The sequence below is a fragment of the Asaia sp. A2 genome, assembly GCF_057319415.1.
The window spans coordinates 123,767-149,956 of sequence record NZ_JBXWTO010000007.1 but is presented as its reverse complement, the minus strand read 5'-3'; the positions used below and the strand labels follow the sequence as shown (position 1 = coordinate 149,956).

The following is a 26,190-nucleotide window of genomic DNA, read 5'->3' as shown; positions in this document are numbered from 1 at the left end:
GTTTTCCCGGGTGCCTCCTTCGGGGGTGCCTGGTACGAATTAGCAATCTTCCCCGCCGCACCTTCGGCGGTGGGTTATGGAGAGAATGATGGCTAAGGCTAAATTTGAGCGGACGAAGCCGCACTGCAACATCGGCACCATCGGTCACGTTGACCATGGCAAGACCTCACTGACGGCTGCAATCACGAAGACGCTCGCCAAGTCCGGCGGCGCGACCTTCCGTGCGTATGACCAGATCGACGCTGCTCCTGAAGAGCGCGCTCGCGGCATCACGATCTCCACCGCTCACGTTGAGTACGAGACCAAGAACCGTCACTACGCCCACGTCGACTGCCCGGGCCATGCTGACTACGTCAAGAACATGATCACGGGTGCCGCCCAGATGGACGGCGCGATCCTGGTTGTGTCCGCTGCTGACGGCCCGATGCCCCAGACGCGTGAGCACATCCTGCTCGCTCGCCAGGTTGGCGTTCCGGCGCTGGTCGTGTTCCTGAACAAGGTTGACCAGGTTGACGATGCCGAGCTCCTCGAGCTCGTCGAAATGGAAGTCCGTGAGCTTCTTTCGTCCTACCAGTTCCCCGGTGACGATATCCCCATCGTCAAGGGTTCGGCTCTGGTGACGCTTGAAGACGGCGACGCAGCAATCGGTGAAGACCGCGTGCTCGAGCTGATGGAAGCCGTTGACACCTACATCCCGCAGCCGGAGCGTCCGGTTGACCGTCCGTTCCTGATGCCGATCGAAGACGTGTTCTCGATCTCGGGTCGTGGTACGGTTGTCACGGGTCGCGTTGAGCGTGGCGTTGTGAACGTGGGTGACGAAGTTGAAATCGTCGGCCTCAAGGACACCGTCAAGACGACCGTCACGGGCGTTGAGATGTTCCGCAAGCTGCTTGATCGCGGTGAAGCCGGTGACAACATCGGTGCCCTGGTTCGTGGCACGAAGCGTGAAGACGTCGAGCGTGGTCAGGTTCTTGCAAAGCCGGGTTCGATCACCCCGCACAAGAAGTTCAAGGCCGAGGCTTACATCCTCACGAAGGAAGAAGGCGGACGTCACACTCCGTTCTTTACAAACTACCGTCCGCAGTTCTATTTCCGCACGACCGACGTCACGGGCGTCGTTCAGCTGCCGGAAGGCACGGAAATGGTCATGCCGGGCGACAACGTTGCCATGGACGTCGAGCTGATTGCTCCGATCGCCATGGACGAAGGTCTCCGCTTCGCTATCCGTGAAGGCGGCCGCACCGTCGGTGCAGGCGTGGTCTCCTCGATCAGCGCCTGATTGTAAGCACGGCCCCTGATTTGGCTGGCCCCGGTCGGAGTAATCCGGCCGGGGTCGGCTTTAGAAGGGACCAGGAGGGAGCAGGGTAAGACCCGAACCCCAACGAGTTGGATTATTGGTAAGATGGACAACCAGAACATCCGCATTCGCCTAAAGGCGTACGATCACCGCGTGCTCGACAACAGCACGAAGGAAATCGTAAACACGGCGAAGCGTACGGGTGCGCGGGTTCGGGGTCCTATCCCGCTACCGACGCATATCGAGCGGTTCACCGTGAACCGTTCCCCACATGTGGACAAGAAAAGCCGCGAGCAGTTCGAAATTCGGACTCATCGCCGCCTGCTCGACATTGTTGAGCCGACACCGCAGACCGTGGACGCCCTCATGAAGCTCGACCTCGCCGCTGGCGTTGATGTCGAGATCAAACTTTAAGGTCCAGACGATGCGTACCGGATTGATCGCAAAAAAGCTGGGTATGACCCGGCTATTCAAGGAAGATGGCACACATGTGCCGGTCACAGTGCTGCATCTCGACGAAGTCGAGGTTGTGGATGCCCGCACGCAGGAGCGTGATGGCTACACGGCAGTGCAGATCGGCATGAGCAAGGCAAAGGTGAAGAACGTCACCAAGCCGATGCGTGGCCATTATGCTCGCACCAAGGTGGAGCCGAAGAAGACTCTTGTCGAGTTTCGCGTGGCAGAAGATGCCGTGCTTGAGGCTGGCACGAAGCTCTCCGCGGCCCATTTCGTCGTTGGCCAGAAGGTCGACGTCACCGGCACCAGCAAGGGCAAAGGCTTCGCCGGCGTCATGAAGCGCTGGAACTTCGCTGGTCTTGAAGCCTCCCACGGCGTGTCCATCAGCCATCGTTCGCATGGTTCGACGGGTCAGCGCCAGGATCCGGGCAAGGTCTTCAAGGGCAAGAAAATGGCCGGTCACATGGGTGACGAGCGCATCACGACGCTTAATCTCGAAGTGGCAGCCGTCGACGCCGAACGCAACCTGATCATGGTTCGTGGTTCGATTCCGGGTGCCAAGAATGGCCTGGTGATGATCCGCGATGCGATCAAGAAGGCCCGCCATGCAGATGCGCCGTACCCGGCAGCGACTGCGGCGGCCGCCGGTTAAGGACTGAGGGCGATGGAATACGATATCAAAACCCTCGATAATGGCAGCGCCGGAACGGTGACCCTGCCAGAGGAACTGTTCGGCGCGACCCCGCGCGCGGACATCATGGCACGCGTTGTCCACTGGCAGCTGGCCAAGCGCCGGGCCGGTACGCACCGCACCAAGGGCATGGGCGAGATTTCTGGCACGACCAAGAAGCCGTACCGCCAGAAGGGCACAGGCTCGGCACGTCAGGGCTCGCTGCGCGCACCGCAGTTCCGCACTGGTGGCGTCGTTCATGGTCCGGTCGTTCGCGACCACGGCTATGACCTGCCCAAGAAGGTGCGTCGCCTCGGCCTGATTTCTGCGCTCTCGCAGAAGGCTGCCGCTGGCAAGCTGATCGTCATCGACCAGGCCGCTGGTGTGACCAAGACCCGTGAAGCCGCTGCAAAGCTGGCAGCACTCGGCTGGTCCTCCGCCCTGATCGTTGATGGCGCCGTTGATGTGGCTTTCGGTCGCGCTGTGCGCAACCTGCCCAAGATCGACGTGCTGCCCACGATCGGCGCCAACGTCTATGACATTCTGAACCACGATGTTCTCGTGCTGACGCGCGCAGGGCTCGAGGGTCTCAAGGAGCGCCTGGCATGACCACGGGCATCGTTCTTGCGCGCCGCACAAAGGCGCAGCGCATGACGCGTGAAGCGATGTTTGACATCGTTCGCGCGCCGCTCATCACCGAGAAGGCGACGGCCCTCTCCGAGCGTAACCAGGTTGTTTTCCGCGTGGCGATGACCGCCGCGAAGCCGGAAATCAAGGTTGCGGTCGAGACGCTTTTCGGCGTCAAGGTCGTCTCCGTGAACACGCTGGTGCAGAAGGGCAAGACCAAGATGGTCAAGGGCCGTCCTGGTCGCCGTTCGGACATCAAGAAGGCGTATGTTCAGCTTGCGGAAGGTCAGTCCATTGACCTCACCGCGAAGCTGGGCTGACGCGGGATAGGATACCATGGCACTCAAGCACTTTAATCCCACGACGCCGAGCACACGTGGCACGGTACTGATCGACCGCAGCGAGCTCTTCAAGGGCAAGCCGGTCAAGCAGCTGACCGAAGGCAAGAACAAGACGGGCGGCCGTAACAACCACGGTCGTACCACGTCGCGTTTCCGTGGCGGCGGGCACAAGCAGTCCTACCGCTATGTCGACTTCAAGCGTCGCAAGTTCGATGTGGCCGGTACGGTCGAGCGTCTGGAATATGACCCGAACCGCACCGCTTTCATCGCGCTGATCAAGTACGAAGACGGCGAGCTGGCCTACATCCTGGCACCGCAGCGCGTTAAGGTTGGCGATCAGGTTATCGCTGGCGAACGCACCGACGTGAAGCCGGGCAATGCCATGCCGCTGGGCGCGATGCCTGTCGGTACGATCGTGCACAACATCGAGCTGAAGCCCGGCGCTGGTGCCAAGATCGCCCGTTCGGCTGGCACGTATTGCCAGCTGGTCGGCAAGGATGCCGGCTACGCCCAGATCAAGCTTCAGTCCGGTGAGCTCCGTCTCGTCCGTGGTGAATGCATGGCCACTGTTGGCGCGGTGTCGAACCCCGACAACATGAACCAGCATCTCGGCAAGGCCGGTCGCAACCGTTGGCTCGGCCGTCGTCCGCATAACCGCGGCGTCGTCATGAACCCGGTCGACCATCCTCATGGTGGTGGTGAAGGTCGTACCTCTGGTGGCCGTCACCCGGTTACGCCATGGGGCAAGCCGACCAAGGGCTACAAGACTCGCGTTAACAAGAAGACGGACAGCCTGATCATCCGTCGCCGCAAGACCGGCAAGTAAGAAGGGGGCACACAGAGATGGCACGTTCCGTCTGGAAGGGCCCGTTCGTTGACGGGTACTTGTTCGGCAAGGCTGAAGCGTCACGCGCTTCGGGTCGTAATGAGGTGATCAAGATCTGGTCACGTCGTTCCACCATCCTGCCGCAGTTCGTCGGACTCACGTTCGGCGTTTATAATGGCCACAAGTTCCTGCCGGTGCAGGTTACGGAAAACATGGTCGGGCACAAGTTCGGTGAGTTCTCGCCGACACGCACGTTCCCTGGTCATGCTTCCGACAAGAAGTCGAAGCGGGGCTGATCATGAGCAAGCCGAAGCACATTCGCACACTCGCTGATACGGAAGCGCAGGCTGTCGCCCGCAACATCCGCGTCAGCCCGCGCAAGCTGAACCTGGTTGCGGCAATGATCCGCAACCAGCCGGCAGACAAGGCAATCGCAGCGCTGACGTTTTCGCGTCGCCGTATCGCTCAGCAGGTTCGCAAGACCCTCGAGAGCGCCGTGGCCAACGCAGAGAACAATCATCAGCTCGATGTCGATCAGCTCGTGGTCAAGACCGCAGAAGTTGGCAAGTCGATCGTCATGAAGCGTTTCCACGCTCGTGGCCGTGGTCGTTCCTCGCGCATCGAGAAGTTCTTCAGCCACCTGAAGATCGTCGTTGCCGAGCGCGCTGCAGACGAAGCGCCTGCGCCGAAGGGCAAGGGCAAGGACGCAGCAGAGCAGAAGGCAGCCTGATATGGGACACAAAGTCAATCCGATCGGGCTCCGGCTCGGCGTAAACCGCACCTGGGATAGCCGCTGGTACGCTGGCAACGACTATTCCCGTCTGCTGCATGAAGACCTGAAGCTGCGCGCTTATCTGCGTCGCAAGCTTTCTGGTGCAGGCGTTTCCCGCGTTGTGATCGAGCGCCCGGCCAAGAAGCCGCGCGTCACGATCTATGCAGCGCGTCCGGGCGTCGTCATCGGCAAGAAGGGGCAGGACATCGACGCTCTGCGCAAGGATCTGAGCCGTCTGGCAAAGACCGACGTTGCGCTGAACATCGTCGAGATCCGCAAGCCCGAAATCGACGCAACCCTGGTTGCCGAGAATATTGCACAGCAGCTGGAGCGCCGCGTGGCCTTCCGTCGTGCAATGAAGCGTGCGGTTCAGTCTGCCATGCGTCTTGGCGCGCAGGGTATCCGAATCAACTGCTCCGGCCGTCTCGGTGGTGCGGAAATTGCTCGTATCGAATGGTATCGCGAAGGGCGCGTGCCACTTCATACGTTGCGCGCCGACATCGATTACGGTATCGCCACTGCCAAGACGACCTATGGTACGTGCGGTGTGAAAGTCTGGATCTTCAAGGGTGAAATCCTTGCCCATGATCCGATGGCTCAGGACCGTCGTGCAGCGGAACAAGCGCCGCAGCGCTGAGCAGTAGATTATGACAAGCGCCGCGAGGCGCATGAGGATACGACACCATGCTTTCCCCGAAGCGGACTAAGTTTCGCAAGGCCCACAAGGGCCGCATTCATGGGTTGGCCAAGGGCGGAACGACGTTGAATTTCGGCGCGTTCGGCCTTAAGGCTCTTGAACCCGAACGTATCACCGCACGCCAGATCGAGGCGTCGCGTCGTGCGATCACTCGTGCGATGAAGCGTGCCGGTCGCGTGTGGATCCGGATTTTCCCGGATCTGCCGGTTTCCACGAAGCCTGCCGAAGTCCGCATGGGCTCCGGCAAGGGCTCGCCCGAGTTCTGGGTGGCCCGCGTGAAGCCCGGTCGCGTACTGTTTGAAATCGAAGGCGTGCCGCCCGAAGTGGCACGTGAGGCCCTGGCTCTTGGCGCAGCGAAGCTGCCGATCAAGACCAAGTTCATCACCCGTATCGGGGAGGCATAAGAATGGCTGACGCTTACAAGGTAGCCGATCTTCGCGCCAAGTCCCCTGATGAACTGCAGGCCCTCCTTCTGGACCTGAAGCGTGAGCAGCTGAACCTCCGGTTCCAGGCCGCCACGGGCCAATCAGAGGGAGTCGGACGCGTTCGCGTTCTCCGTCGTGCGATTGCTCGCATCAAGACGGTGGCGCATCAATCGAAGAACAAGGCGGGCGCAAAAACGTCCGCCGCAGAGTCCTGAGAGGAGACGGACGATGCCAAGGCGCGTCCTGACAGGGCGAGTGACGAGCGACAAGATGGACAAGACGGTTACCGTTCTTGTTGATCGTCGTATCATGCACCCGCTCTATAAGAAGTTCATTCGTCGTTCCAAGAAGTACGCGGCGCATGACGAGCTGAACGAGTGCAAGATCGGAGACACGGTGCGCATCGAAGAATGCGCTCCGATTTCCAAGCGCAAGACCTGGACGGTGATTACCCGCAACGGTGCGGCCCTTGAGGCAGCAGCGGCGGCACCGGCTCAGGCGTCAGCGTAAGAGGGGACTGAGAAATGATCCATCCCGAGACCAATCTCGACGTCGCCGATAATTCCGGCGCACGTCAGGTGCAGTGCATCAAGGTGCTGGGCGGCTCCAAGCGGAAAACCGCCTCGGTCGGCGACGTGATCGTCGTGTCCGTCAAGGAAGCGATTCCCCGCGGCAAGGTGAAGAAGGGTGACGTGCATCAGGCCGTCATCGTTCGCACGTCCTATCCCGTTCGTCGTGCTGACGGCAGCGCCATTCGCTTCGACAAGAATGCGGCCGTGCTGATCAACAAGTCGATGGAACCGATCGGTACGCGTATCTTTGGCCCGGTGGTTCGTGAGCTGCGCGCGCGCAAGTTCATGAAGATCATCTCCCTGGCTCCGGAGGTGCTATAATGGCTGCTCGTATCAAGAAGGGTGATCAGGTTCTGGTCCTCTCCGGCTCTTCACGCGGCACGCGTGGCGAAGTCCTGGCCGTTCTGCCGAAGGTCGAAAAGGCTATCGTGCGTGGCGTTGCCGTGGCCAAGCGTCACCAGAAGCCGACCCGTATGAATCAGGAAGGCGGTATCATCGCCAAGGAAATGCCTGTTCATTTGTCCAACCTGAAGCTCGTCGATCCGAAGAGCGGCAAGCCGACCCGCGTCGGTTTCCGTCAGCTCGAGGATGGGCGCAAGGTCCGTGTCGCCAAGGTGACCGGCGAAGTGATCGAAGGCTAAGGGGGCGACAATGAGCGAGACCATTACCCGCATCCAGCCGCGCCTGCAGCAGCATTACAATGATGTTCTCCGTGACAAGCTGCGTGAGCAGTTTGGTTACAAGAACGCCATGCAGGTTCCCAAGCTGGAAAAGATCGTGCTGAACATGGGCGTCGGCGAAGCCGCTGGCGATCAGAAGAAGCTCGATGCCGCCGTTGCCGAAATGGCAGCCATCTCCGGTCAGAAGCCCGTCAAGACGGTTGCTCGCAAGGCAATCGCCGGCTTCAAGATCCGCGAAGGCCTGCCGATCGGCTGTAAGGTAACCCTGCGCCGCGCACGCATGTACGAATTCCTCGACCGTCTCGTAACGATCGCGATGCCGCGCATTCGTGACTTCCGCGGTCTGCCCCCCAACAAGGGCTTTGACGGTCGTGGTAACTTCGCCATGGGCATCAAGGAGCAGATCGTGTTCCCGGAAATCGACTACGACAAGATCGACTCCGTACGCGGCATGGACATCATCTTCGTCACCACGGCGAAGAGCGATGAAGAGGCAAAAGCGCTTCTCAAGGCGTTCGATCTGCCCTTCACTGCCTGATTTATCGGGTTGAGCCGGGTTTTTTCCTTTTCAAAGGGAGCTCGGCTCCCTATATACACACGCTGTTTGGAAAACCGTTGGGATTGGCCCGACAGGTTCCGGGAGAAGATTTAGCATGGCAAAAATCTCCGCCGTGAACCGCAACGCCAAGCGCGCCTACATGGCGACGCGCGACAAGGCGAAGCGGACCGCGTTGAAAGATATCATCAAGGACCGGAGCCTTCCGGTAGAGGAGCGTTTCGACGCAACCCTGAAGCTGGCAGAAATGCCGCGCAACGGGTCGCGCGTTCGTTTCCGTCTGCGCTGCAAGGTTTCGGGACGTCCCCGCGCGAACTACCGCAAGTTCGAGCTGAGCCGTATCGCCCTGCGCGACCTGGCCTCCACCGGCCAGATCCCCGGTATGGTCAAGTCGAGCTGGTAAGGTAGAAGCGAATGTCATTGTCCGATCCGTTGGGTGATATGCTCACCCGCATTCGCAATGCCCAGCGTGCACGTCACGCGGCTTGCATCGCGCCGGCTTCCAAGCTGCGTGCGAACGTTCTGGAAGCGCTGCGTCGCGAAGGTTACATCCGTGGCTACACCACGGAAGAGCTGCGCGCCGGCATCTCCCAGCTGCGCATCGAACTGAAATATGCCGATGGTCAGCCTGTGATCAAGGAAATCCACCGCGTCTCCAAGCCGGGCCGTCGCGTGTATTCCAAGATCAAGGAACTGCCGCGCGTGTATGCCGGTCTCGGCGTGTCGATCCTGTCCACCCCGCGCGGTATCCTGTCGGATATCGAGGCTCGCGCCGCAAATGTCGGTGGCGAAGTCCTCTGCCGCGTCTTCTGAGGAGGATCACATGTCACGAGTAGGCAAGTATCCGGTTGTCATCCCTGCTGGCGTGGACGTGTCCATTGCAGATGGGTCTCTGACGGCCAAGGGCAAGCGCGGTTCGCTGAGCATGCCTCTGACCCGCTTCGTTCAGGCGAAGGTGGAAGACGGCAAGGTTTCTGTCCTTCCGGTGGGTAACCGTTCGCGTGAGACCTGGACGATGTGGGGCACAACCCGCGCCATCGTCGCCAACCTGGTCAAGGGCGTTTCCGAAGGTTTCAGCAAGACGCTCGAAATCACCGGTACGGGTTTCCGCGCCAGCGTGCAGGGTTCGAACCTGGTGATGAACCTGGGTTATTCCCATGACGTCGTCTATCCGATCCCCGCCGACGTGAAGATCACCACGCCTCGTCCCACGGCCATCACGGTCGAAGGGAACGACAAGCAGCGTGTTGGTCAGGTTGCGCTCGACATCCGTAACTTCCGCAAGCCGGAACCCTATAAGGGCAAGGGCGTGCGTTACGAGACCGAAGTTCTCCGTCGTAAGGAAGGCAAGAAGAAATAATGGCTACGCAGCATGGATTGCAGGAACGGCGCCGTCAGCGGCTTCGCTTCCAGCTTCGCCGCAAGAGCGGTGGCCGGCCGCGTCTGTCGGTCTTCCGTTCTGGCAAGAACATCTACGCACAGGTCATCGACGACGCTCAGGGCGTTACGCTGGCCAGCGCATCCACGCTTGAGAAGTCTCTTCGTGAGACCGGCAAGACGGGTGCAAATGTCGACGCCGCTTCGGTTGTTGGCAAGCTGGTTGCCGAACGCGCTGTCGCCGCTGGTGTGACGGCTGTCGTGTTCGATCGCGGCGCGTATCTCTATCATGGTCGCGTCAAGGCGCTGGCCGAAGCTGCCCGCGAGGGCGGCCTTTCGTTCTAAGGAAGGATCACACATGGCACGTGAGCCAAGAGAAGGCGGCCGTGGTGGTCGCGAGCGGGAACGCGAAGGCGACGATCTGGTCGACAAGCTGGTAACGATCAACCGCGTGGCCAAGGTGGTCAAGGGTGGACGTCGCTTCGCTTTTGCTGCCCTGGTTGTCGTTGGTGACCAGAAGGGTCGCGTCGGGTACGGTGCGGGCAAGGCCCGTGAAGTGCCGGAAGCAATCCGCAAGGCCACCGAGCGCGCCAAGCGCACGATGATCCGCGTTCCGATGAAGGAAGGCCGCACGCTGCATCACGATTCCTACGGGCATTTCGGTGCTGGCAAGGTCGTGGTTCGTGCAGCCGAGGCCGGTACCGGTATCATTGCAGGCGGCCCGATGCGCGCCGTTTTTGAATCGCTGGGCGTGAATGACGTTGTTGCGAAGTCCCTCGGGACCCGTAACCCGCATAACATGGTCAAGGCGACTTTTGCCGCTCTCGAGCGTTGCAGCAGCCCCCGCGCTGTCGCAAGCCGCCGTGGCAAGAAGGCCTCTGAGCTGTTTGCAAAGCGTGATGCATCGTCTGACGAGGCAGTGGAGGCGACCAATGGCTGAGAACAAGACTGTTCGCGTCAAGCAGATCGCTTCGGCTATCGGGCGCAAGCCCGGCCAGGCTGAGACCCTTGTCGGTCTGGGCCTGCGCGGCATCGGCAGTGTTCGTGAGCTGGAGGATACACCTTCGGTTCGCGGCATGATCCGCAAGGTTGCCCACCTCATCCAGGTGGAGGGTTGATATGAACCTTAATGAACTGCGCGATAACGCCGGTGCGCGTTACCGCAAGAAGCGTCTGGGCCGTGGTATCGGCTCGGGCAAAGGCAAGACCTCCGGTCGCGGCGTCAAGGGTCAGAAGGCCCGTGAAGGCGTCTCGCTGAACGGCTTCGAGGGTGGTCAGCTTCCGCTGTACCGTCGTATGCCGAAGCGCGGGTTCAAGAACATCTTCCGCAAGGAATTTGCTCCTGTGAACCTGGGTGCGATCGACCGTGCACTGGCTGATGGCAAGCTTCAGGCAGACGCAACGATCACGGAAGAGGCTCTGCGCGCCGCTGGTCTGGTGGGCACTGGCAAGTATGCCGGTATCCGCCTGCTGGCAAAAGGCGAGCTGACCCGCGCCGTGACCGTTGAAGTTTCCGGCGCTTCGGCAACCGCGATTGCGGCTGTCGAGAAGGCTGGTGGCTCTGTCAAGGTTGCCGCCAAGGCTGAAGCTCCGGCAGAAGCCTGATCGCCCGAAACGCTCATCGCGCACCTTTTCGTGTGCGACGAACGACGGTAATCCTGAACAGCGTCCCGCGCCTGCGGCGACGCTGTTTTTGTTGAAAGGACCGGTGGATGGCCTCCGCAGCCGAGCAGCTTGCCGCCAATCTCAATCTGAGTTCGTTCTCCAAGGCGACCGAACTCAAAAAGCGCATCTGGTTCACCCTGGGCGCGCTCATCATCTATCGTCTGGGAACCTACATCCCGGTTCCCGGCGTCGATGCGGCCGTGATGGGTCAGCTTTTGAACCAGAATCAGGGCGGCATCATCGGCATGTTCGACATGTTCACCGGTGGTGCGCTTGGGCGTATGACTGTGTTCGCCCTGAACATCATGCCTTACATCAGCGCATCGATCATCGTGCAGTTGCTCTCGACGGCGCTGCCTTCGCTTGAGGCGCTCAAGAAAGAGGGTGATCAGGGCCGCAAGAAGCTTAACGCCTATACGCGTTACCTGACTGTGCTGATCGCCCTGTTCCAGGCCTATGGCATCGCCATGGGGCTTGAGCACATGACCAGCAAGACCGGTGCCCTGGCTGTCGTGGCGCCCGGCCCGTTCTTCATCCTGTCCTGCGTGGTGACCCTTGTGGGCGGAACCATGTTCCTGATGTGGCTGGGTGAGCAGATCACGTCGCGTGGTGTCGGTAACGGCATCTCGCTGATCATCTTTGCTGGTATTGTCGCCAACCTGCCTCACGCGCTCGCCAGCCTGTTCCAGCTTGGCTACACGGGCGCGCTCTCGCCATTCTTCGTGTTGCTGTTCCTGGTGCTTGCCGGGGCGACCATTGCGTTCATCGTGTTCATGGAGCAGGCGCAGCGCCGGGTGGTCATCCAGTATCCCAAGCGTCAGGTCGGCAGCCGCATGTTTGGTGGCGATTCCTCGCATATGCCGCTCAAGGTCAATACGGCTGGCGTGATTCCGCCTATCTTCGCTTCCTCCGTTCTGTTGATCCCTGTGACGATTGCAGGCTTCATGAACGGCAAGGGGCTTCCGGGCTGGCTCAACACGCTTGGTCAGGAACTGGGGCAGGGGCAGCCGCTCTACATGCTGTTCTATGCTGCGATGATCCTCTTCTTCTCGTATTTCTACGCAGCAGTAACCTTCAACCCTGAAGAAACTGCCGAGAATCTGCGCAAGCAGGGGGGCTTTGTGCCGGGTATTCGTCCCGGATCGAACACGGCACGTTATTTCGACCGTATTCTGTCCCGCCTGACGACCATCGGTGCGCTCTACCTCGTGGCGGTCTGTCTGCTGCCTCAGATTCTGATCAGCCGCTACAACGTGCCTTTCTACTTCGGTGGTACGAGTCTGATCATTATCGTGTCGGTCACGATCGACACCATGACGCAGGTGCAGTCGCATCTGGTAGCTCATCGCTATCAGGGCCTTATCCGCAAGCAGCGTGGCCGTGGAAACGGCAAGGCTGAGGCTGGCAGGGGAGTGCGCCGTCGATGAACATCATCCTTCTTGGCCCGCCTGGTGCGGGCAAGGGAACGCAGGCCCAGCGTCTTGAACAAGAGCATGGCCTCAAGCAGATTTCGACGGGCGATATGCTGCGCGCCGAGATGGCCGCAGGAACGCCGTTGGGTCTCAATGTAAAGTCGATCGTCGAGTCCGGGCAGTTTGTGCCGGACCCGGTGATGATCGATCTGATCAGGAGCCGCACCCTGCAGGCCGATTGCGCGAACGGGTTCATCCTCGATGGATTCCCGCGCACCGAGAGCCAGGCAGAAGCGCTGGACGCGATGCTGGCTTCGCGCGATATGAAGATCGATGCGGTGCTGCTGCTCGAAGTCGATGCCGATCAGATCGTGGCCCGCCTGGCGGAGCGGCGTGCGCCGGATGGCTCACGACGCGCCGATGATGAACCCGACACGGTCCGTCGTCGTATACAGGTCTATCGTGATCAGACGGCGCCCATTCTGCCTTATTACGAGAATGCGGGGCGTCTGCGTCGTATCGATGGTATGCAGAATGTCGAGACGGTGCATCAGGCTATCGTCACGGCGCTTGGGCTTGCAAAATAAGTCTGATATGGCTGATCACGCAAAAGTGAACGGTTTTATTTGACTCAAGGGGGGTGCTCGATATATTGCGCGCCCTCGACACAGGTGCTGTCAGTCGCGTTAATCGTCGCCCGTGAGGCGTTCGATTCTTTGGCGGATTGAACAGTTTCGATTGAACTGGCCCATGACATGGGTCGAAGCAGAAAGAGAGCCTGGCTTTCCGGTCAGGCAGGGAGTGAGTGGCGTGGCGCGTATTGCCGGCGTAAATATTCCGACGAACAAGCGGGTAGTCATTGCCCTGAGCTACATCTACGGCATTGGTCCGTCGACGGCGAAGGCAATCTGCTCGAAGCTCGAAGTACCTGAAGCGAAGCGCGTCAACGAGCTGAGCGACGATGAGATCGTGAAGATCCGCGAACTGATTGACGGCGATTACCGCGTCGAGGGTGACCTCCGCCGCGAAACCGCGATGAACATCAAGCGTCTGATGGACCTTGGTTGCTATCGTGGTCTGCGTCACCGTCGTGGTCTGCCGGTGCGCGGCCAGCGTACGCACACGAATGCCCGTACCCGTAAGGGTAAGGCCGTGGCGATTGCCGGTAAGAAGAAAGCGACGCGCTAATTCGCGCATCTTAGGCGGATCGTGGCGAGTGGCGGCCCTCAGGCTGTCCTCTGCCCTTCGCTCATTGCCAAGTTTGACAGGACGACCTCATCATGGCCAAGGCCGCAACTCCGCGTATCCGCAAGAAGGAGCGCAAGAACATCATCTCTGGTGTCGCGCACGTTCTTTCGACGTTCAACAACACCATGATCACCATCTCCGACGCCCAGGGCAACTCGATTGCATGGTCTTCGGCTGGCGCGCAGGGCTTCAAGGGCTCGCGTAAGTCCACGCCGTATGCCGCACAGGTTGCCGCCGAAGACGCAGGCCGCAAGGCACGCGACCACGGCATGGAGACGCTGGAAATCGAAGTTTCGGGTCCGGGTTCGGGCCGTGAGAGCGCCCTGCGTGCCCTTCAGGCCGTCGGGTTCTCCATCACGTCGATCCGCGACATGACTCCGGTGCCGCATAACGGCTGCCGCCCGCGCAAGCGTCGTCGCGTCTGATTGACGGCGGCCCTTTGGGGGCTGCTTGTCTGTCACCACCCGTCCGTAGGTGGTTTCTCCTTCGGGAGAGGCCACCGGCACGTTCTGACCGCGCTCCGGCGCGGTTGATGTTCCGTTGGGTCCCAGCGGGACAAGTTGTTTGAAAGGCCACGACATTGGTCCTCCAGAAGAACTGGCAGTCCCTTATCAAGCCGGAAAAGCTGGAAGTCGCGCCCGGCTCCGTGCCCACGCAGACAGCCACGGTGATTGCCGAGCCGCTGGAGCGTGGTTTTGGCATGACGCTCGGCAACGCGATTCGTCGCGTGCTGCTCTCCTCGCTGCAGGGTGCTGCCGTCACCGCGATCCAGATCGACGGCGTGCTGCATGAGTTTTCGTCCGTGCCGGGCGTCCGCGAGGACGTGACGGATATCGTGCTGAACATCAAGCAGCTTGCCCTGCGCATGCATGGCGAAGGCCCCAAGCGCATGGTGCTGACGGCTACTGGCCCCGGCGAAGTGCGTGCAGGCCAGATCCAGGCCGGTCATGACATCGAGATCATGAACCCCGACCTCGTGATCTGCACGCTCGATGACGGCGTGAAGCTCGGCATGGAGTTCACGGTGAACATGGGCAAGGGCTACGTCCCGGCTGCTGCCAACCGTCCGGAAGACGCGCCGATCGGGCTTATCCCCATCGATGCGATCTACTCCCCGGTGCGCAAGGTGTCCTACAAGGTTGAACCGACCCGTGTGGGTCAGGTCACCGACTATGACAAGCTGCTGCTCACGGTCGAGACGAATGGTGCGGTTACACCGGAGGATAGCCTGGCTCTGGCCGCCCGCATCCTGCAGGATCAGCTCCAGCTCTTCATCAACTTCGACGAGCCGCGCCCGGTGCGTCAGGAAGAGCCGCGTGACGATCTCCCGTTCAACCGCAACCTGCTGCGCAAGGTTGACGAGCTCGAGTTGTCGGTGCGTAGCGCCAACTGCCTGAAGAACGACAACATCGTCTACATCGGCGATCTGGTTCAGAAGTCTGAGCAGGAAATGCTGCGTACGCCGAACTTTGGTCGTAAGTCGCTGAATGAAATCAAGGAAGTCCTGACTTCCATGGGTCTGTCGCTGGGCATGAATGTTCCGGCCTGGCCTCCCGAGAACATTGAGGATCTGGCAAAGCGTCTCGACGAGACGTTCTGAGCCCTATCCGGTAGAAAGCAGAGTAAGGAAACCCGATCATGCGTCATGGTGTTGCTGGGCGTAAGCTCAATGTAACCTCGACCCACCGCGCAGCCATGTTCCGCAACATGGCCGTGGCTATCATCAAGCACGAGCAGATCACGACGACGCTGCCCAAGGCGAAGGAAATTCGCCCGATCGTCGAGAAGCTGATTACCCTCGGCAAGCGCGGCACGCTCCACGCCCGCCGCCAGGCGTTCGCTCAGCTGCGCGACGAAGCTATCGTCACCAAGCTGTTCTCGACCGTCGCTGAACGCTACCAGGGCCGTTCGGGCGGTTACACCCGCGTCCTGAAGGCTGGCGTGCGCTATGGCGACAACGCTGACATGGCCGTTGTCGAGATGGTGGACCGTGATGTGGACGCCAAAGGCAAGGATAGCGGCCCGGTGTTCAACCAGTCCGGTGAAGAACCAATGGCTGCCTGATCCTGAAGGATCGGAACGCCGATGAAGAGGCCGGGCAGGAAACTGCCCGGCCTTTTTCATTTTGGCTTACAAATTTCTTTCCAATCGTTTAAACAACTAGCCAACACGTAAACACATCAATCCTACCTCTAAGAGCAGGATTTTTGGTCAGTTTCGATACCGATCCTTCCTATCATGGGGTCGGGGGGCCAGTCTCGATATTCGCTATGAATATTCAGACGTCTTCTCGCGTTGGCGGGATCTGGCTTCTTTCACGGTCCGAGCACTCTCGTAGGACCAGTCACCACGTATCCTATGCCGATCCGGGCAATGAGGTCCGGTACGCTCGCGCTGCGTGTAGATACAGGAGAGCTTCTTTGTCTGAGGCAAGTACCACCCAGAGACGCGGGATCGCAGAGATCCTCGGTATTCCACGCCCTCTCTTTTTCGGCTTTGTCGGTCTGCTTTTGTTCATGATCGGTGACGGTGTCGAGGCGGGATACCTTGATACATTCATGCTGCATAATGGGCATACCCAGGGCGACGTGAACCTTTTGTTCACCACCTACGGCATCACAGTCATGATCTCGGCCTGGTTTTCCGGGCCACTGTCAGACCTGTATGGCCCAAAGCGTGTGATGTGGATTGGACTGATCCTGTGGTCCGTGCTTGAGGTTGGCCTTCTCGCGTTGGGTCTTGGCCCGAACAACTTCACCATGACGCTCGTTTTCTACACGTTGCGCGGGTTTGCCTATCCGCTTTTTGCCTATGGTTTCCTTGTCTGGATCGCAGCGGCGACACCGGCCACCATGCTGGGTTCAGCAGCGGGCTGGTTCTGGTTTTCCTTCTCAGCGGGTCTGCCGACGCTCGGTTCGCAGTTTGCCCGTTATGCCATCCCCGCAATCGGCGAGCTGGCAACATTCTGGTGTTCGCTTGGTCTCGTGATCCTTGGTGGTCTGGTGGCGCTGCTCTTCACCCATGAACCAACCGGCAAGAAGCGTCTGCTGCCCGATCATGTGAGCACGCGTGACATCTTCTTCGGCTCGATCAGCATCATGTGGCGTGAGCCCAAGACACTGATCGCCGGTATCGTGCGCACAATAGACACGTCGTCGGAATACGCGTTTCTCGCGATCATGCCGGCATTCTTCATCGATCATCTTGGCTTCACACAGGGCCAGTGGCTGAATCTGCTTTCGCTGATCTTCCTGAGCAATATCCTGTTCAACCTGGTGTCAGGCATGCTGGCCGATGCGCTCGGGCATCGCTTCATCGTTTCCGTGTTCGGCGGTATTGGTGGTTTCGTTTCGATCCCGCTCTTCTATTATATTCCTGTCTGGTATCCCGGTAACTTCGCGGCTGCCGCGGCTGTTGGCATTTTCTACGGCGCAACCGTCGCTGCCTTTGTGCCGCTTTCTGGTCTGATGCCGCAGATCTGCCCCAAGGAGAAGGCGGCTGCGCTTTCAATCCTTGGTCTGGGTGCTGGTGCCAGCACCTGGGTTGGCCCGGCCATTGCCGGCATCTGCGAGAGTGTGTTCGGCTTTGGCATGGAAGGGATCATCTGGGCCTTTGCCCTGATCTATCTGGCAGCCGCCGGTATGACGATCACGCTTCGTATCTCGGACGAAGCGCGCCGCTATACGCAGGAAGCGCTTGCCCGTGGTGATAACATGACGGCCGTCGGACACTAAGGGTTCGCTTCTTTCTTTTCCGACGTAGAGAGGCGCCGTTGACATCTGTCGACGGCGCCTTTTCTCTGTCTGGATGACTGACCCTGTCTCTTCACCACCGGCAGAATGGGAAAGCTTTGATCGCTTTTCCTTCGGTGACAGTCCGGCTCTTGCCGATGAACTTCTCAGCCTCGTTATCCGCGGGATCAAGACGGGCACATGCTGGGCTGCCTGCGACGGACAGCAAACCCATATAGGGAAATTGAGCGTCGTCTGTGACGGCAGGGACGAGCCTCGTGTCATCGTCCGCACGCTGGCTCTCGAGAAACGACGCTATTGTGACGTGGATGAGGCTTTTGCGGCCAAGGAAGGCGAGGGCGACCGGAGCCTCGCCTATTGGCGGGGCGAGCATGAGCGTTATTTCCGTCGTCTAAACCAATTCAACGAGACGATGGAGCTATGGTGCGAGGAATTTGCTGTCGTGTTCGTATTGCCTTAGGTGCCCTCACAGGGCGCCTGTCACCAGTGCGGCGGCAGGGTGAACTTTCATTGCGACATCGCGTTGACCCCGGACAGAACTAATAAGGGTTTCGCTATGCTAAAGCTCGCCATCTTCTTCCTGATCATCTCCCTGATTGCAGGGCTCTTCGGATTCACCGGTATCTCGGCAGCTTCGGCGGGGATCGCGAAAATCCTGTTCTTCCTCTTCATCGCCCTGTTTGTGCTTTTCCTGGTCATTGCCGTGTTTGTTGGCAAGGCCGTGACCTGAGCCCATCAGAGACGCCACAGCGAAAAGGGGAGAGCCGAAAGGCTCTCCCCTTTTTTGTTTGCTCGTGCTGCCGAGCGGAAAACGTTGGGTGAGGTCTACTGCTTCGTCTTGGACAGAAATTCCGGCAGCAACGGATTATTGGTCTGCAAGGAGGCCTTGCTGGGAAGCTGCGAGACATCCCAGCCACCGCCGAGGGCCACAATCAGATCGACATGCGCAATGGCCTGGCTCTGATGGATACCAAGGGCCTGAACTTCGTAGTTCAGGGCATTCTGCTGGCTGGTCAGGACGGTCGTGTACGTCTGGGTACCTGCCATGTATTCATTAAGCGAAACACGCACAGCTTCCTGAGCTGACTTGACCGCGACATCCTGTTGCGCGAGCTGCTGGTCGAGGATACGCAGGTTAGACAGATTATCCTCAACGCCCTGCAGCGCGCTCAGCACGGTCTGACGATAGGTCGCCACCGAGGCATCATAATCAGCCCGGGCGCTGAGCACGGCCGCGCTGCGTGCGCCGCCATTGAACAGGGTCTCGGTCGATGACGCACCGAGTGACCAGAAGCGGGTGGCTGCCTGGATCAGCGTCTGGAGCGGGTTGCCACTATACCCATAACTCGCGCTTACCGAGATCTCCGGGTAGAAGGCGGCGATATAGTAGCCGATCTCGGCATTATACCCTTCCATGTTGCGTTCGGCGGCCGCGATATCGGGGCGGCGCTGCAGCAGCACTGATGGCACGGCACTGGGGGCTGTGGGCAGGGTAAGCGGCAGAGCCCCGACGGGAATGGTCAGATCAGCAGGTGCCCGACCGATCAGCACCGCTATGGCATGTTCGTACTGGGCCCGTGTGATCCCGGCCTGGGTGGCCTGCGCCTCGGTCTGCTGCAACTGATATCGCGCCTGCCAGAGCGAACTTGGGTCCGTTACGCCGGCATCGACCTGATTTTGCACGATGCTGAGAGCCTGACGGAAATAGCCGACATTATCGAGGTAGAGCTTCTTCAGGCTGTCCTGATAACGCAGGTTGAAATACGCATTGGCCAGCTGGGACTGATAGGACAGCTGCGCATTAGCGAGATCAGCCGCGCTCGCCTGGGTGGCCGTCACCTGTTGCTGGATCTGGCGACGGATACGGCCCCATACGTCGAGTGTCCAGGAGGCAGAAGGCCCTGTGTTCCATGTATTGACTGTGGTGGTAGACGAGTAGTTGACCACCGATCCCGAACTGGCGCTTCGTGAGCTGCTACCCTGGGCGTTACGGCTGAAACTGAATGAGCCGGAAAGCGTGGGGAAGAGCTGGGCGCGAATGGAATCGATGGTCGCCTCTGCCTTGCGATACTGCGCCTCATATTGCTTCACGTTCTGGTTGGAGATCGCGACCTGCGACTCAAGCCAGTTCAACTGGGGATCGTGATAGACCTCCCACCACGCCCCTTTTGGCGCCTCGGCCAACTGGGGCTGGGCGACACCCCAGCCTGCAGGCGGCTTTGGGGCTTCCTTGAACTTGGCCGAAATCACCGCATGAGGACGATGGTAATCAGGCCCCACCATGAAGCATCCTGAAAGCAGGGGCGTGCAACATGCAGCAAGGAGGGACAGGCGTCGGGCTGAGCGAGACGGGAAGAGAGTCATCCTTGGGTCTGATCCTGATGGTGCCGGCGGAAAAGCATGAACGTGGAGTGGAAAAACCGTGAGATCCTGCGTCCCATCGCATCGAGCGTCAGGAAAACGGCAGGCGTGCTGTAAAGGGTCAGGGCCTGACTGACGACCAGACCGCCGAGAATGGAAATACCAAGAGGGCGGCGCAATTCTGCACCATAGCCATTGGCAATGATCAACGGAACTGCACCCAGCGCTGCGGCGAGCGAGGTCATGATGATGGGGCGAAAGCGCAGGGCGCTGGCCTGACGGATCGCCTCTTCGGGGGTGGCGCCGTCACGCTGGGCCTGCATGGCAAAATCGATCAGCATGATGGCGTTCTTCTTGACGATGCCAATCAGCAGGATCACGCCGATCATGGCGATCAGCGAGAACTCCTCGCCAAAGATCTGGAGCGCCAGAATGGCGCCGACCCCAGCTGAAGGCAGCGTGGAGAGAATGGTGAGCGGGTGCACAAGGCTCTCATAGAGCACGCCCAGCACGATATAGACCGCGGCCAGGGCCGCGAGGATGAGCAGGGGCTCGTCATTGACCGATTTCTGGAACAGGGCGGCATTACCGGCAAAGCCACCCTGAATGTCTGACGGCACATGCAGCTTGATCAGTGCGGCACTGATGGCCGTCACCGCATCGCCCAGCGACACGCCCTGCTTGAGGTTGAATGAAATGGTGGTGGCCACCGATTGTCCCTGATGGTTCACGCTCAGGGCTGTGGTGCCCGGAATGATGTGCGAGGTCAGGCTGAGCGGCACCATGGTCTCGGCGCTGGTCGCCACAGCCGAACCGGAAGAGGCATTGCTGCCGCCGGCCAGACTGTTGGCCATCTGGTTCTGATAGTTGGAATCGGCGGTCGAGACGCTGCTGGAGGCCGTGCTGGTCGAGACAACGCGGATACGGTTCGATGCGACGCTGCCTGAGGCCGTCCCGCCCGAGGTGCTGATCCAGACCTGCTGTAGCGTGTTGGGGTCCTGCCAGAAGCGTGGCGCTGCCTCCATGATCACACGATACTGGTTGATCGGCTTGTAGATGACCGACGCAGCACGCTGGCCATAGGCATCGAACAGGATGTTCGAGACGAGTTGTGGGGTGATCTGGAAACGTGACGACAGGTCGCGGTTGATCTTCACATCCAGTGCCGCGCCGCCTTCGCTCAGATCGGACGAGACATCCATAAGCCCCGGAATTTTCTGGAACGCTTCCACCACCTTGGGGGTGAGGGTGAAGAGCTCATCGGCATCGGGGCCCTGCAGGGCATATTGGTAGGAGGCATTGCCGCCGCGGGCACCCGCCCTCACGGCACCGGGGGCCATGAAGAAAATCTCGGCGCCCACCATATGGCTGAACTTGCGGCCGAGGCGCTCGATGGTCTGGGTGACCGTGTCGTTGCGGGCTGACTTATCCTTCAGCGAGGCAAAGAGATTGGCCTGATTGGCCTGACGACCGCCCAGAAAACCGACGATGGCGGCAACATCGCGATCTTTCGAGACGGTCTTGGCCACCTCATAGGTCTTGCCGCTCATCTGGCTGAATGATGATGACTGGTCGCCGATGATATGGCCCATCATCATGCCGGTATCTTCATCCGGGAAGAATCCCTTGGGCATCTTCACGAAAAGCGCACCTGCGATGAACAGGGTAGCTGGCAGCGTCATCAGCATCAGCCAGCGATGGCGCAGGGACCAGTCGAGTGAGGCGACATAGCCGTCGGTGACACGGGTGATCTGCCGATCGAGGAAGATGGCGATACGCGCGCGTTGATGCCCTTCTTTTGCAGGGTGCAGCAGCAGGGCACAGATCATGGGGGTGAGTGACAGCGACAGGATCATCGAGATCACAAGGGTGATCGAGATGGTCATGGCGAATTCGTGGAACAGGCGCCCGGCAATCCCACCCAGAAGGATGATCGGCACAAACACCGCAATAAGTGAGAGGGTGATGGAGACGACCGTAAAGGCCACTTCACCCGCGCCGATCAGCGCCGCCTTGAGCGGCGAGAGACCCCGCTCCAGATAGCGCGTGATGTTCTCAAGCACCACGATGGCATCATCAACCACGAAGCCGGTGGAAATGGTGAGGGCCATGAGTGACATGTTGTCGAGCTGGTAGCCTAGCAGCTTCATGACAGCGAAGGTCGCGATGATGGAGGTGGGCACTACAATCGCCGGGACCAGAATGGCCGGGGCCGATTGCAGGAAGACCAGCACGACCAGCACCACCAGCACGACGGCAAGGATGAGCGTCAGCTTGGTGTCATCCAGCGCGGCGCGAATGGTCTTGGAGCGATCAACGGCAATATGCAGGTCGATATCGGGGGGCAGGGCCGCCCGGATGAGGGGCAGACGCGCCTTGATCTCGTCGGTGGTCTTGACCACGTTCGCCCCTGCCTGAGCAAAGACGAGCCCCACCACGGCACGCTGTCCGTTATAGACGCCAAGCGTACGCAGGTTTTCCACACTGTCATTGACCTCGGCCACACTCGACAGGCGGACAGGGCGGGCATTGCGGTAGGCGATGATCAGGTCGCGATAGGCCTGGGCCTTCTCAGCCTGGTCGTTCGTGTCCAACGTAAAGCGGTAGCCGCCCTGATCGATGAAGCCTTTGGGCGTATGAGCATTGGCCGAGGCCAGCGACGCACGCACGTCCTCGAAGCTGATCCCGAATTTGTAGAGCAGGAGCGGATTGACCTCGACGCGCACGGCAGGGAGGGCACCGCCACCGACTTCCACCTCGCCGACACCCTGAACCTGACTGAGCTGCTGCTGCAGAACGTTCGTGGCCTGATCGTACAGCATGGCCGGAGTCTTGGTGGGGGAGGTGAGCGCCATCACGAGGATGGGCGCGCCGTTCGGATTGGCCTTCTGATAGCTGGGGTTGGTGCGCAGCGTGGTGGGCAGGTCGGCACGGGCGGCTTGCAAGGCGGCCTCGACATCGCGCGCGGCCCCGTTGATGTCGCGTGACAGATCGAACTGCAGGATGATCCGGGCCTGATTGACCATGGATTGCGAGGTCATCTCGCTCAGCCCGGCAATAGCACCCAGATGACGCTCAAGCGGCGCTGCGATCGTGCTCGCGATCTCGGTAGGCGAGCCACCCGATTGCTGCGCCTGTACCATGATGACCGGCATGTCCACATTGGGCAGATCGGCCACGGGAAGCATGGTGTAGGCCAGCATCCCGGCAATGAGCATGGCGGCCGTCAGAAGCGAGGTCGCAACGGGCCGCAGAATGAAGGGGCGGGTGATATTCACTCGCCACCTTGCTCCGCAAGGCGCTCAGACATGGAGCGGAGTCCGAAACGGCGACGCGTTGCGGCGGCAATGCGATCCATCATCAGGTAGATGACCGGTGTGGTGAACAGGGTAAGAAGCTGCGACAGCAGCAACCCGCCCACAATCGACACACCAAGCGGACGACGCAACTCCGACCCCACGCCGTGGCCGAGCATCAGTGGCAGGGCACCGAAGAAGGCCGCCAGCGTGGTCATCAGGATCGGGCGAAAGCGCAGCAGCGCCGCACGACGGATGGCGTCGAAAGGCGCCAGCCCGTCCAGTCGCTCGGCCTCGAGCGCGAAGTCGATCATCATGATGGCGTTTTTCTTCACGATGCCGATCAGCAGCACAATGCCGATGATCCCCATGACATCCAGATCCATGCCACAAAGCGAGAGCGCCAGCAGCGCGCCGATGGCGGCAGAGGGCAGGGTGGAGAGGATGGTGATCGGATGGATGAAGCTCTCATAGAGCACGCCCAGCACGATATAGACCGCCACAAGCGCCGCAATCACCAGATAAAGCTCATTGCTCAGCGAGGAGCGGAATGCAGCCGCCGTGCCTTGGAAGGCCGTCTGGAACGCAGGGGGCAGACCGATGCTCGACGCTGCGTGGTCGATGGCATTCGTTGCGGCACCCAAAGAATAACCCTCAGCCACGTTGAAGGATACGGTGGTTGCCGGGAACTGGCCGAAATGCGTGATCAGCAGCGGGGCGAGGCCCTTGGTGATGGTGGTCACCTGATGCAGCGGCACCAGACCGGAGGTGGGCAGACGGGTCGGGCCGGACGAGCTCTGGCCAGCCTCGCTGGAGATGCCAGGCAGGTAAAGCTGGCCGAGGCTGGCCAGGTCATGCTGGAAACGCGGCTCAGTTTCGAGGATCACGCGATACTGGTTGGACTGGGTATAGATGGTCGAGATCTGGCGCTGGCCGTAGCTGTCATAAAGAAGGTTATCGATGGTCTGTGGCGTGATGGAGTAACGCGCGCCATTGGTGCGATCGAGGTCGACATGCGCGACCAGCCCCTCGGCCTGCAGGTCGGAGGTGACATCGGCCAGAGCGGGTTCCTGCTGCAAGGCGGTAAGGAGCTTGGGCACCCAGGTCTTGAAGGTATCGTAATCCGGGTTTTCGAGCAGGAACTGATACTGCGTGGCGGACACCGTGGAATCCAGAGACAGATCCTGCACGGGCTGGAGGAACAGCCGCGCACCGGGTGTCGAGCTTCCTCGTTCGGCCAGACGCTTGAGGATGGCAGAAAGCCCGGTGCTGCGCTGGTCCAGCGGCTTCAGGTTGATCAGCATACGCCCGACATTAAGCGTCATGTTCTGCCCGTCGATACCGACGAAGCTCGACACGCTGGCAACGTCAGGATCTTCAAGCACGGCGGCGATCACCGCCTCCTGATGCTTCTTCATGCTGTCGAATGAGATGGCCTGCGCCATCTGGGTAATACCCTGCACCACGCCTGTGTCCTGACGGGGGAAGAACCCCTTGGGGATGATCACGGCAAGGAACACGGTCAGCACGAAGGTGCCCAGCGCCACGAGCAGGGTCGCTGTCTGGTGACGCAGCACGAAATCAAGCCAGCGCGCATAGGTGGCGATCAGGCGTTCGATGGCATTGCCAACCCGTGCGGCGACGCGCTGGAAGCGGGTGGTGGCATGTTCGTCATGAGCACGCTCGCTGAGCAAACGGGCGCACATCATGGGCACGAGCGTGATGGAAACAATGGCCGAGATCACGATGGTGATGGCCAGCGTCATGGCAAATTCATGGAACAGGCGACCGACCACATCGCTCATGAAAAGCAGCGGGATGAGCACGGCAATGAGCGAGACCGTCAGCGAGATGATGGTAAACCCGATCTCCTGCGAGCCCTTGACGGCTGCGGTGTAACGGTCTTCGCCCATCTCGATGTAGCGCGCGATGTTCTCGATCACCACGATGGCGTCATCCACCACGAAGCCCGTCGCAATGGTCAGGGCCATGAGTGAGAGATTATCGAGCGAGAAATCGAGCAGATACATTACTGCCAGCGTACCGATCAGCGAGAGCGGCACGCTCAGGCTTGGAATGATGGTGGCGGGCACGTTGAACAGAAACACGAAGATCACGGCCACCACGAGCAGCATGGCCATGCCAAGCTCGAATTCCACATCCGCCACCGAGGCGCGGATGGTGGTGGTGCGGTCGGTGAGCGGGGTGATCTCGATACCGGGCGGCAGGGTCTTGCGCAGCTGCGGAAGGACCGCCAGCACGTTGTCGACCACTGAAATCACATTGGCACCGGGCTGGCGCTGCACGTTCAGGATCAGCGCCGGTGTCTTGTCGGACCAGGCGGCAAGCTGGTCATTCTCGGGTCCCTGCACCACGGTGCCCACATCGCGCAGGCGGATCGGGCCGTTATCCTGATAGGCGATGATCTGGTTCATCAACTGGTCGACAGAGGAAATCTGTCCGTCGATGCGCAGCGTGGTTGAGCGATGTGGGCCGTCGAACGTGCCGGTTGGCGAATTGATGTTGACCGTGCCGATGGTGGTGCGCACCGTATCGATGGCGATGCCATAGGAGGTCAGCTTGGGGATGTTGATCCGAACACGTATGGCCTTGCGATTGCCACCCGAGAGCGTGACAAGGCCCACACCCGAAATCTGGCTGACACGCTGCTGAAGCCGCGTATTCACATAATCCTGCACCTCGGTCAGGGGCATGGTACGCGAGGTGATGCCCAGCGTGAGGACGGGGGTGTCAGCCGGGTTGACCTTGGCATAGATCGGCGGGGCCGGAAGGTCGGTTGGCAGAAGCGAGTTGGACTGGTTGATGGCCGCCTGGACTTCCTGCTCGGCAATATCCATCGACATGTCGAGCCCAAAGCGCAGCGTGATGACCGAGGCACCGCCCGATGACTGCGAGGTCATCTGGTCGAGGCCGGGCATCTGACCGAGCTGCGTTTCGAGCGGGGCCGTGACCGATGTCGCCATCACATCCGGGCCTGCGCCCGGATAGAAGGTCGAGACCGTGATGGTCGGATATTCCACCTGGGGCAGGGCCGAGATCGGCAGGAAGTGATAGCCGAGCAGGCCGGTCAGCATGATCGCCAGCATCAGGAGCGATGTGGCGACCGGGCGATCGATGAAGAGACGAGAAGGATTCATGG

General features: G+C 60.3%; 34 protein-coding genes. 31 read left to right on the top strand and 3 right to left on the bottom strand.

Annotation, left to right across the window (positions count from 1 at the left end):
* The first annotated feature begins 88 nt into the window (after nucleotides 1–88).
* The 31 genes from tuf to ACWNRM_RS07905 all read left to right on the top strand — a co-directional run bounded on the left by tuf (nucleotide 89) and on the right by ACWNRM_RS07905 (nucleotide 18,103).
* Nucleotides 89–1,279, top strand: a complete 1,191-nt coding sequence (gene tuf / locus ACWNRM_RS08055) for an elongation factor Tu (RefSeq protein WP_023979005.1) — start codon at nucleotides 89–91, stop codon at nucleotides 1,277–1,279.
* Between the two features lie 123 nt (nucleotides 1,280–1,402).
* On the top strand, nucleotides 1,403–1,711 hold the full coding sequence (gene rpsJ, locus ACWNRM_RS08050) for a 30S ribosomal protein S10 (protein ID WP_007282720.1): 309 nt from the start codon (nucleotides 1,403–1,405) through the stop codon (nucleotides 1,709–1,711).
* A 10-nt stretch (nucleotides 1,712–1,721) separates the two neighbouring features.
* Nucleotides 1,722–2,405, top strand: a complete 684-nt coding sequence (gene rplC / locus ACWNRM_RS08045) for a 50S ribosomal protein L3 (RefSeq protein ID WP_023979004.1) — start codon at nucleotides 1,722–1,724, stop codon at nucleotides 2,403–2,405.
* Nucleotides 2,406–2,417: 12 nt separating this feature from the next.
* A complete protein-coding gene (rplD, locus tag ACWNRM_RS08040; protein WP_023979003.1) occupies nucleotides 2,418–3,032 on the top strand; it encodes a 50S ribosomal protein L4 in 615 nt (204 codons plus the stop codon).
* Between the two features lie 41 nt (nucleotides 3,033–3,073).
* Complete coding sequence (locus tag ACWNRM_RS08035; RefSeq protein WP_171840724.1) at nucleotides 3,074–3,370, top strand: 50S ribosomal protein L23; 297 nt, start codon at nucleotides 3,074–3,076, stop codon at nucleotides 3,368–3,370.
* Nucleotides 3,371–3,386: 16 nt separating this feature from the next.
* Nucleotides 3,387–4,217 (top strand): 50S ribosomal protein L2, encoded by an 831-nt coding sequence (gene rplB / locus ACWNRM_RS08030; protein ID WP_485170303.1) that lies wholly within the window; start codon nucleotides 3,387–3,389, stop codon nucleotides 4,215–4,217.
* A gap of 17 nt (nucleotides 4,218–4,234) precedes the next feature.
* Entirely contained in the window at nucleotides 4,235–4,513 is a 279-nt protein-coding gene (gene rpsS, locus ACWNRM_RS08025; RefSeq protein ID WP_023979000.1) for a 30S ribosomal protein S19, read from the top strand.
* A gap of 2 nt (nucleotides 4,514–4,515) precedes the next feature.
* Entirely contained in the window at nucleotides 4,516–4,947 is a 432-nt protein-coding gene (gene rplV / locus ACWNRM_RS08020; protein WP_023978999.1) for a 50S ribosomal protein L22, read from the top strand.
* A 1-nt stretch (nucleotide 4,948) separates the two neighbouring features.
* On the top strand, nucleotides 4,949–5,626 hold the full coding sequence (gene rpsC, locus ACWNRM_RS08015) for a 30S ribosomal protein S3 (RefSeq protein ID WP_485170302.1): 678 nt from the start codon (nucleotides 4,949–4,951) through the stop codon (nucleotides 5,624–5,626).
* A gap of 47 nt (nucleotides 5,627–5,673) precedes the next feature.
* Nucleotides 5,674–6,090, top strand: coding sequence for a 50S ribosomal protein L16 (gene rplP / locus ACWNRM_RS08010; RefSeq protein WP_023978997.1), 417 nt, complete (start codon nucleotides 5,674–5,676; stop codon nucleotides 6,088–6,090).
* 2 nt (nucleotides 6,091–6,092) lie between these two features.
* Nucleotides 6,093–6,326 carry a 50S ribosomal protein L29 gene (rpmC, locus tag ACWNRM_RS08005; protein WP_023978996.1) on the top strand — a complete coding sequence of 78 codons (234 nt, stop codon included), beginning with the start codon at nucleotides 6,093–6,095 and terminating at the stop codon, nucleotides 6,324–6,326.
* Between the two features lie 13 nt (nucleotides 6,327–6,339).
* On the top strand, nucleotides 6,340–6,621 hold the full coding sequence (gene rpsQ / locus ACWNRM_RS08000) for a 30S ribosomal protein S17 (protein WP_023978995.1): 282 nt from the start codon (nucleotides 6,340–6,342) through the stop codon (nucleotides 6,619–6,621).
* Between the two features lie 14 nt (nucleotides 6,622–6,635).
* The gene (rplN, locus tag ACWNRM_RS07995) at nucleotides 6,636–7,004 is read left to right on the top strand and encodes a 50S ribosomal protein L14 (protein ID WP_023978994.1); all 369 of its coding nucleotides are present in this window, start codon (nucleotides 6,636–6,638) and stop codon (nucleotides 7,002–7,004) included.
* Nucleotides 7,004–7,324, top strand: coding sequence for a 50S ribosomal protein L24 (gene rplX, locus ACWNRM_RS07990; RefSeq protein ID WP_025840917.1), 321 nt, complete (start codon nucleotides 7,004–7,006; stop codon nucleotides 7,322–7,324). Before rplN ends, rplX begins: the two co-directional genes overlap by 1 nt.
* A gap of 10 nt (nucleotides 7,325–7,334) precedes the next feature.
* Complete coding sequence (gene rplE / locus ACWNRM_RS07985; protein WP_222546858.1) at nucleotides 7,335–7,901, top strand: 50S ribosomal protein L5; 567 nt, start codon at nucleotides 7,335–7,337, stop codon at nucleotides 7,899–7,901.
* 115 nt (nucleotides 7,902–8,016) lie between these two features.
* Entirely contained in the window at nucleotides 8,017–8,322 is a 306-nt protein-coding gene (gene rpsN, locus ACWNRM_RS07980; RefSeq protein WP_023978991.1) for a 30S ribosomal protein S14, read from the top strand.
* A gap of 11 nt (nucleotides 8,323–8,333) precedes the next feature.
* On the top strand, nucleotides 8,334–8,732 hold the full coding sequence (gene rpsH / locus ACWNRM_RS07975) for a 30S ribosomal protein S8 (RefSeq protein ID WP_188426066.1): 399 nt from the start codon (nucleotides 8,334–8,336) through the stop codon (nucleotides 8,730–8,732).
* A gap of 10 nt (nucleotides 8,733–8,742) precedes the next feature.
* On the top strand, nucleotides 8,743–9,279 hold the full coding sequence (gene rplF / locus ACWNRM_RS07970; RefSeq protein WP_485170301.1) for a 50S ribosomal protein L6: 537 nt from the start codon (nucleotides 8,743–8,745) through the stop codon (nucleotides 9,277–9,279).
* A complete protein-coding gene (gene rplR, locus ACWNRM_RS07965; RefSeq protein WP_222546860.1) occupies nucleotides 9,279–9,641 on the top strand; it encodes a 50S ribosomal protein L18 in 363 nt (120 codons plus the stop codon). Before rplF ends, rplR begins: the two co-directional genes overlap by 1 nt.
* Nucleotides 9,642–9,654: 13 nt before the next feature.
* On the top strand, nucleotides 9,655–10,236 hold the full coding sequence (gene rpsE, locus ACWNRM_RS07960; protein ID WP_023978987.1) for a 30S ribosomal protein S5: 582 nt from the start codon (nucleotides 9,655–9,657) through the stop codon (nucleotides 10,234–10,236).
* Nucleotides 10,229–10,414 carry a 50S ribosomal protein L30 gene (gene rpmD, locus ACWNRM_RS07955; RefSeq protein ID WP_023978986.1) on the top strand — a complete coding sequence of 62 codons (186 nt, stop codon included), beginning with the start codon at nucleotides 10,229–10,231 and terminating at the stop codon, nucleotides 10,412–10,414. The genes rpsE and rpmD overlap by 8 nt, the downstream gene beginning before the upstream one ends.
* Before the next feature lies 1 nt (nucleotide 10,415).
* Nucleotides 10,416–10,901: a 50S ribosomal protein L15 gene (gene rplO / locus ACWNRM_RS07950; protein ID WP_023978985.1), complete on the top strand. Its 486-nt coding sequence runs from the start codon at nucleotides 10,416–10,418 to the stop codon at nucleotides 10,899–10,901.
* A 107-nt stretch (nucleotides 10,902–11,008) separates the two neighbouring features.
* Nucleotides 11,009–12,388 (top strand): preprotein translocase subunit SecY, encoded by a 1,380-nt coding sequence (secY, locus tag ACWNRM_RS07945; RefSeq protein ID WP_485170300.1) that lies wholly within the window; start codon nucleotides 11,009–11,011, stop codon nucleotides 12,386–12,388.
* Nucleotides 12,385–12,960 carry an adenylate kinase gene (locus ACWNRM_RS07940; RefSeq protein WP_485170299.1) on the top strand — a complete coding sequence of 192 codons (576 nt, stop codon included), beginning with the start codon at nucleotides 12,385–12,387 and terminating at the stop codon, nucleotides 12,958–12,960. Before secY ends, ACWNRM_RS07940 begins: the two co-directional genes overlap by 4 nt.
* A gap of 223 nt (nucleotides 12,961–13,183) precedes the next feature.
* Nucleotides 13,184–13,561 carry a 30S ribosomal protein S13 gene (gene rpsM / locus ACWNRM_RS07935; protein ID WP_023978982.1) on the top strand — a complete coding sequence of 126 codons (378 nt, stop codon included), beginning with the start codon at nucleotides 13,184–13,186 and terminating at the stop codon, nucleotides 13,559–13,561.
* Nucleotides 13,562–13,653: 92 nt separating this feature from the next.
* Nucleotides 13,654–14,046: a 30S ribosomal protein S11 gene (rpsK, locus tag ACWNRM_RS07930; protein ID WP_023978981.1), complete on the top strand. Its 393-nt coding sequence runs from the start codon at nucleotides 13,654–13,656 to the stop codon at nucleotides 14,044–14,046.
* A gap of 155 nt (nucleotides 14,047–14,201) precedes the next feature.
* Entirely contained in the window at nucleotides 14,202–15,221 is a 1,020-nt protein-coding gene (locus tag ACWNRM_RS07925) for a DNA-directed RNA polymerase subunit alpha (protein WP_023978980.1), read from the top strand.
* Nucleotides 15,222–15,259: 38 nt separating this feature from the next.
* Nucleotides 15,260–15,685: a 50S ribosomal protein L17 gene (rplQ, locus tag ACWNRM_RS07920; RefSeq protein WP_485170298.1), complete on the top strand. Its 426-nt coding sequence runs from the start codon at nucleotides 15,260–15,262 to the stop codon at nucleotides 15,683–15,685.
* A 356-nt stretch (nucleotides 15,686–16,041) separates the two neighbouring features.
* Entirely contained in the window at nucleotides 16,042–17,355 is a 1,314-nt protein-coding gene (locus ACWNRM_RS07915) for an MFS transporter (protein WP_485170297.1), read from the top strand.
* 73 nt (nucleotides 17,356–17,428) lie between these two features.
* Entirely contained in the window at nucleotides 17,429–17,833 is a 405-nt protein-coding gene (locus tag ACWNRM_RS07910; RefSeq protein WP_485170296.1) for an ASCH domain-containing protein, read from the top strand.
* 96 nt (nucleotides 17,834–17,929) lie between these two features.
* Complete coding sequence (locus tag ACWNRM_RS07905) at nucleotides 17,930–18,103, top strand: DUF1328 domain-containing protein (RefSeq protein WP_023978976.1); 174 nt, start codon at nucleotides 17,930–17,932, stop codon at nucleotides 18,101–18,103.
* 95 nt (nucleotides 18,104–18,198) lie between these two features.
* Here ACWNRM_RS07905 and ACWNRM_RS07900 read toward each other — a convergent pair whose 3' ends face one another.
* From ACWNRM_RS07900 to ACWNRM_RS07890, 3 genes are read right to left on the bottom strand one after another with little or no spacing between them, the layout of a single operon-like run.
* Nucleotides 18,199–19,737: an efflux transporter outer membrane subunit gene (locus ACWNRM_RS07900; protein WP_485170295.1), complete on the bottom strand. Its 1,539-nt coding sequence runs from the start codon at nucleotides 19,735–19,737 to the stop codon at nucleotides 18,199–18,201.
* Nucleotides 19,734–23,012, bottom strand: coding sequence for an efflux RND transporter permease subunit (locus tag ACWNRM_RS07895; protein ID WP_485170294.1), 3,279 nt, complete (start codon nucleotides 23,010–23,012; stop codon nucleotides 19,734–19,736). The genes ACWNRM_RS07900 and ACWNRM_RS07895 overlap by 4 nt, the downstream gene beginning before the upstream one ends.
* On the bottom strand, nucleotides 23,009–26,188 hold the full coding sequence (locus ACWNRM_RS07890) for an efflux RND transporter permease subunit (protein ID WP_485170293.1): 3,180 nt from the start codon (nucleotides 26,186–26,188) through the stop codon (nucleotides 23,009–23,011). The genes ACWNRM_RS07895 and ACWNRM_RS07890 overlap by 4 nt, the downstream gene beginning before the upstream one ends.
* Nucleotides 26,189–26,190: the final 2 nt, after the last annotated feature.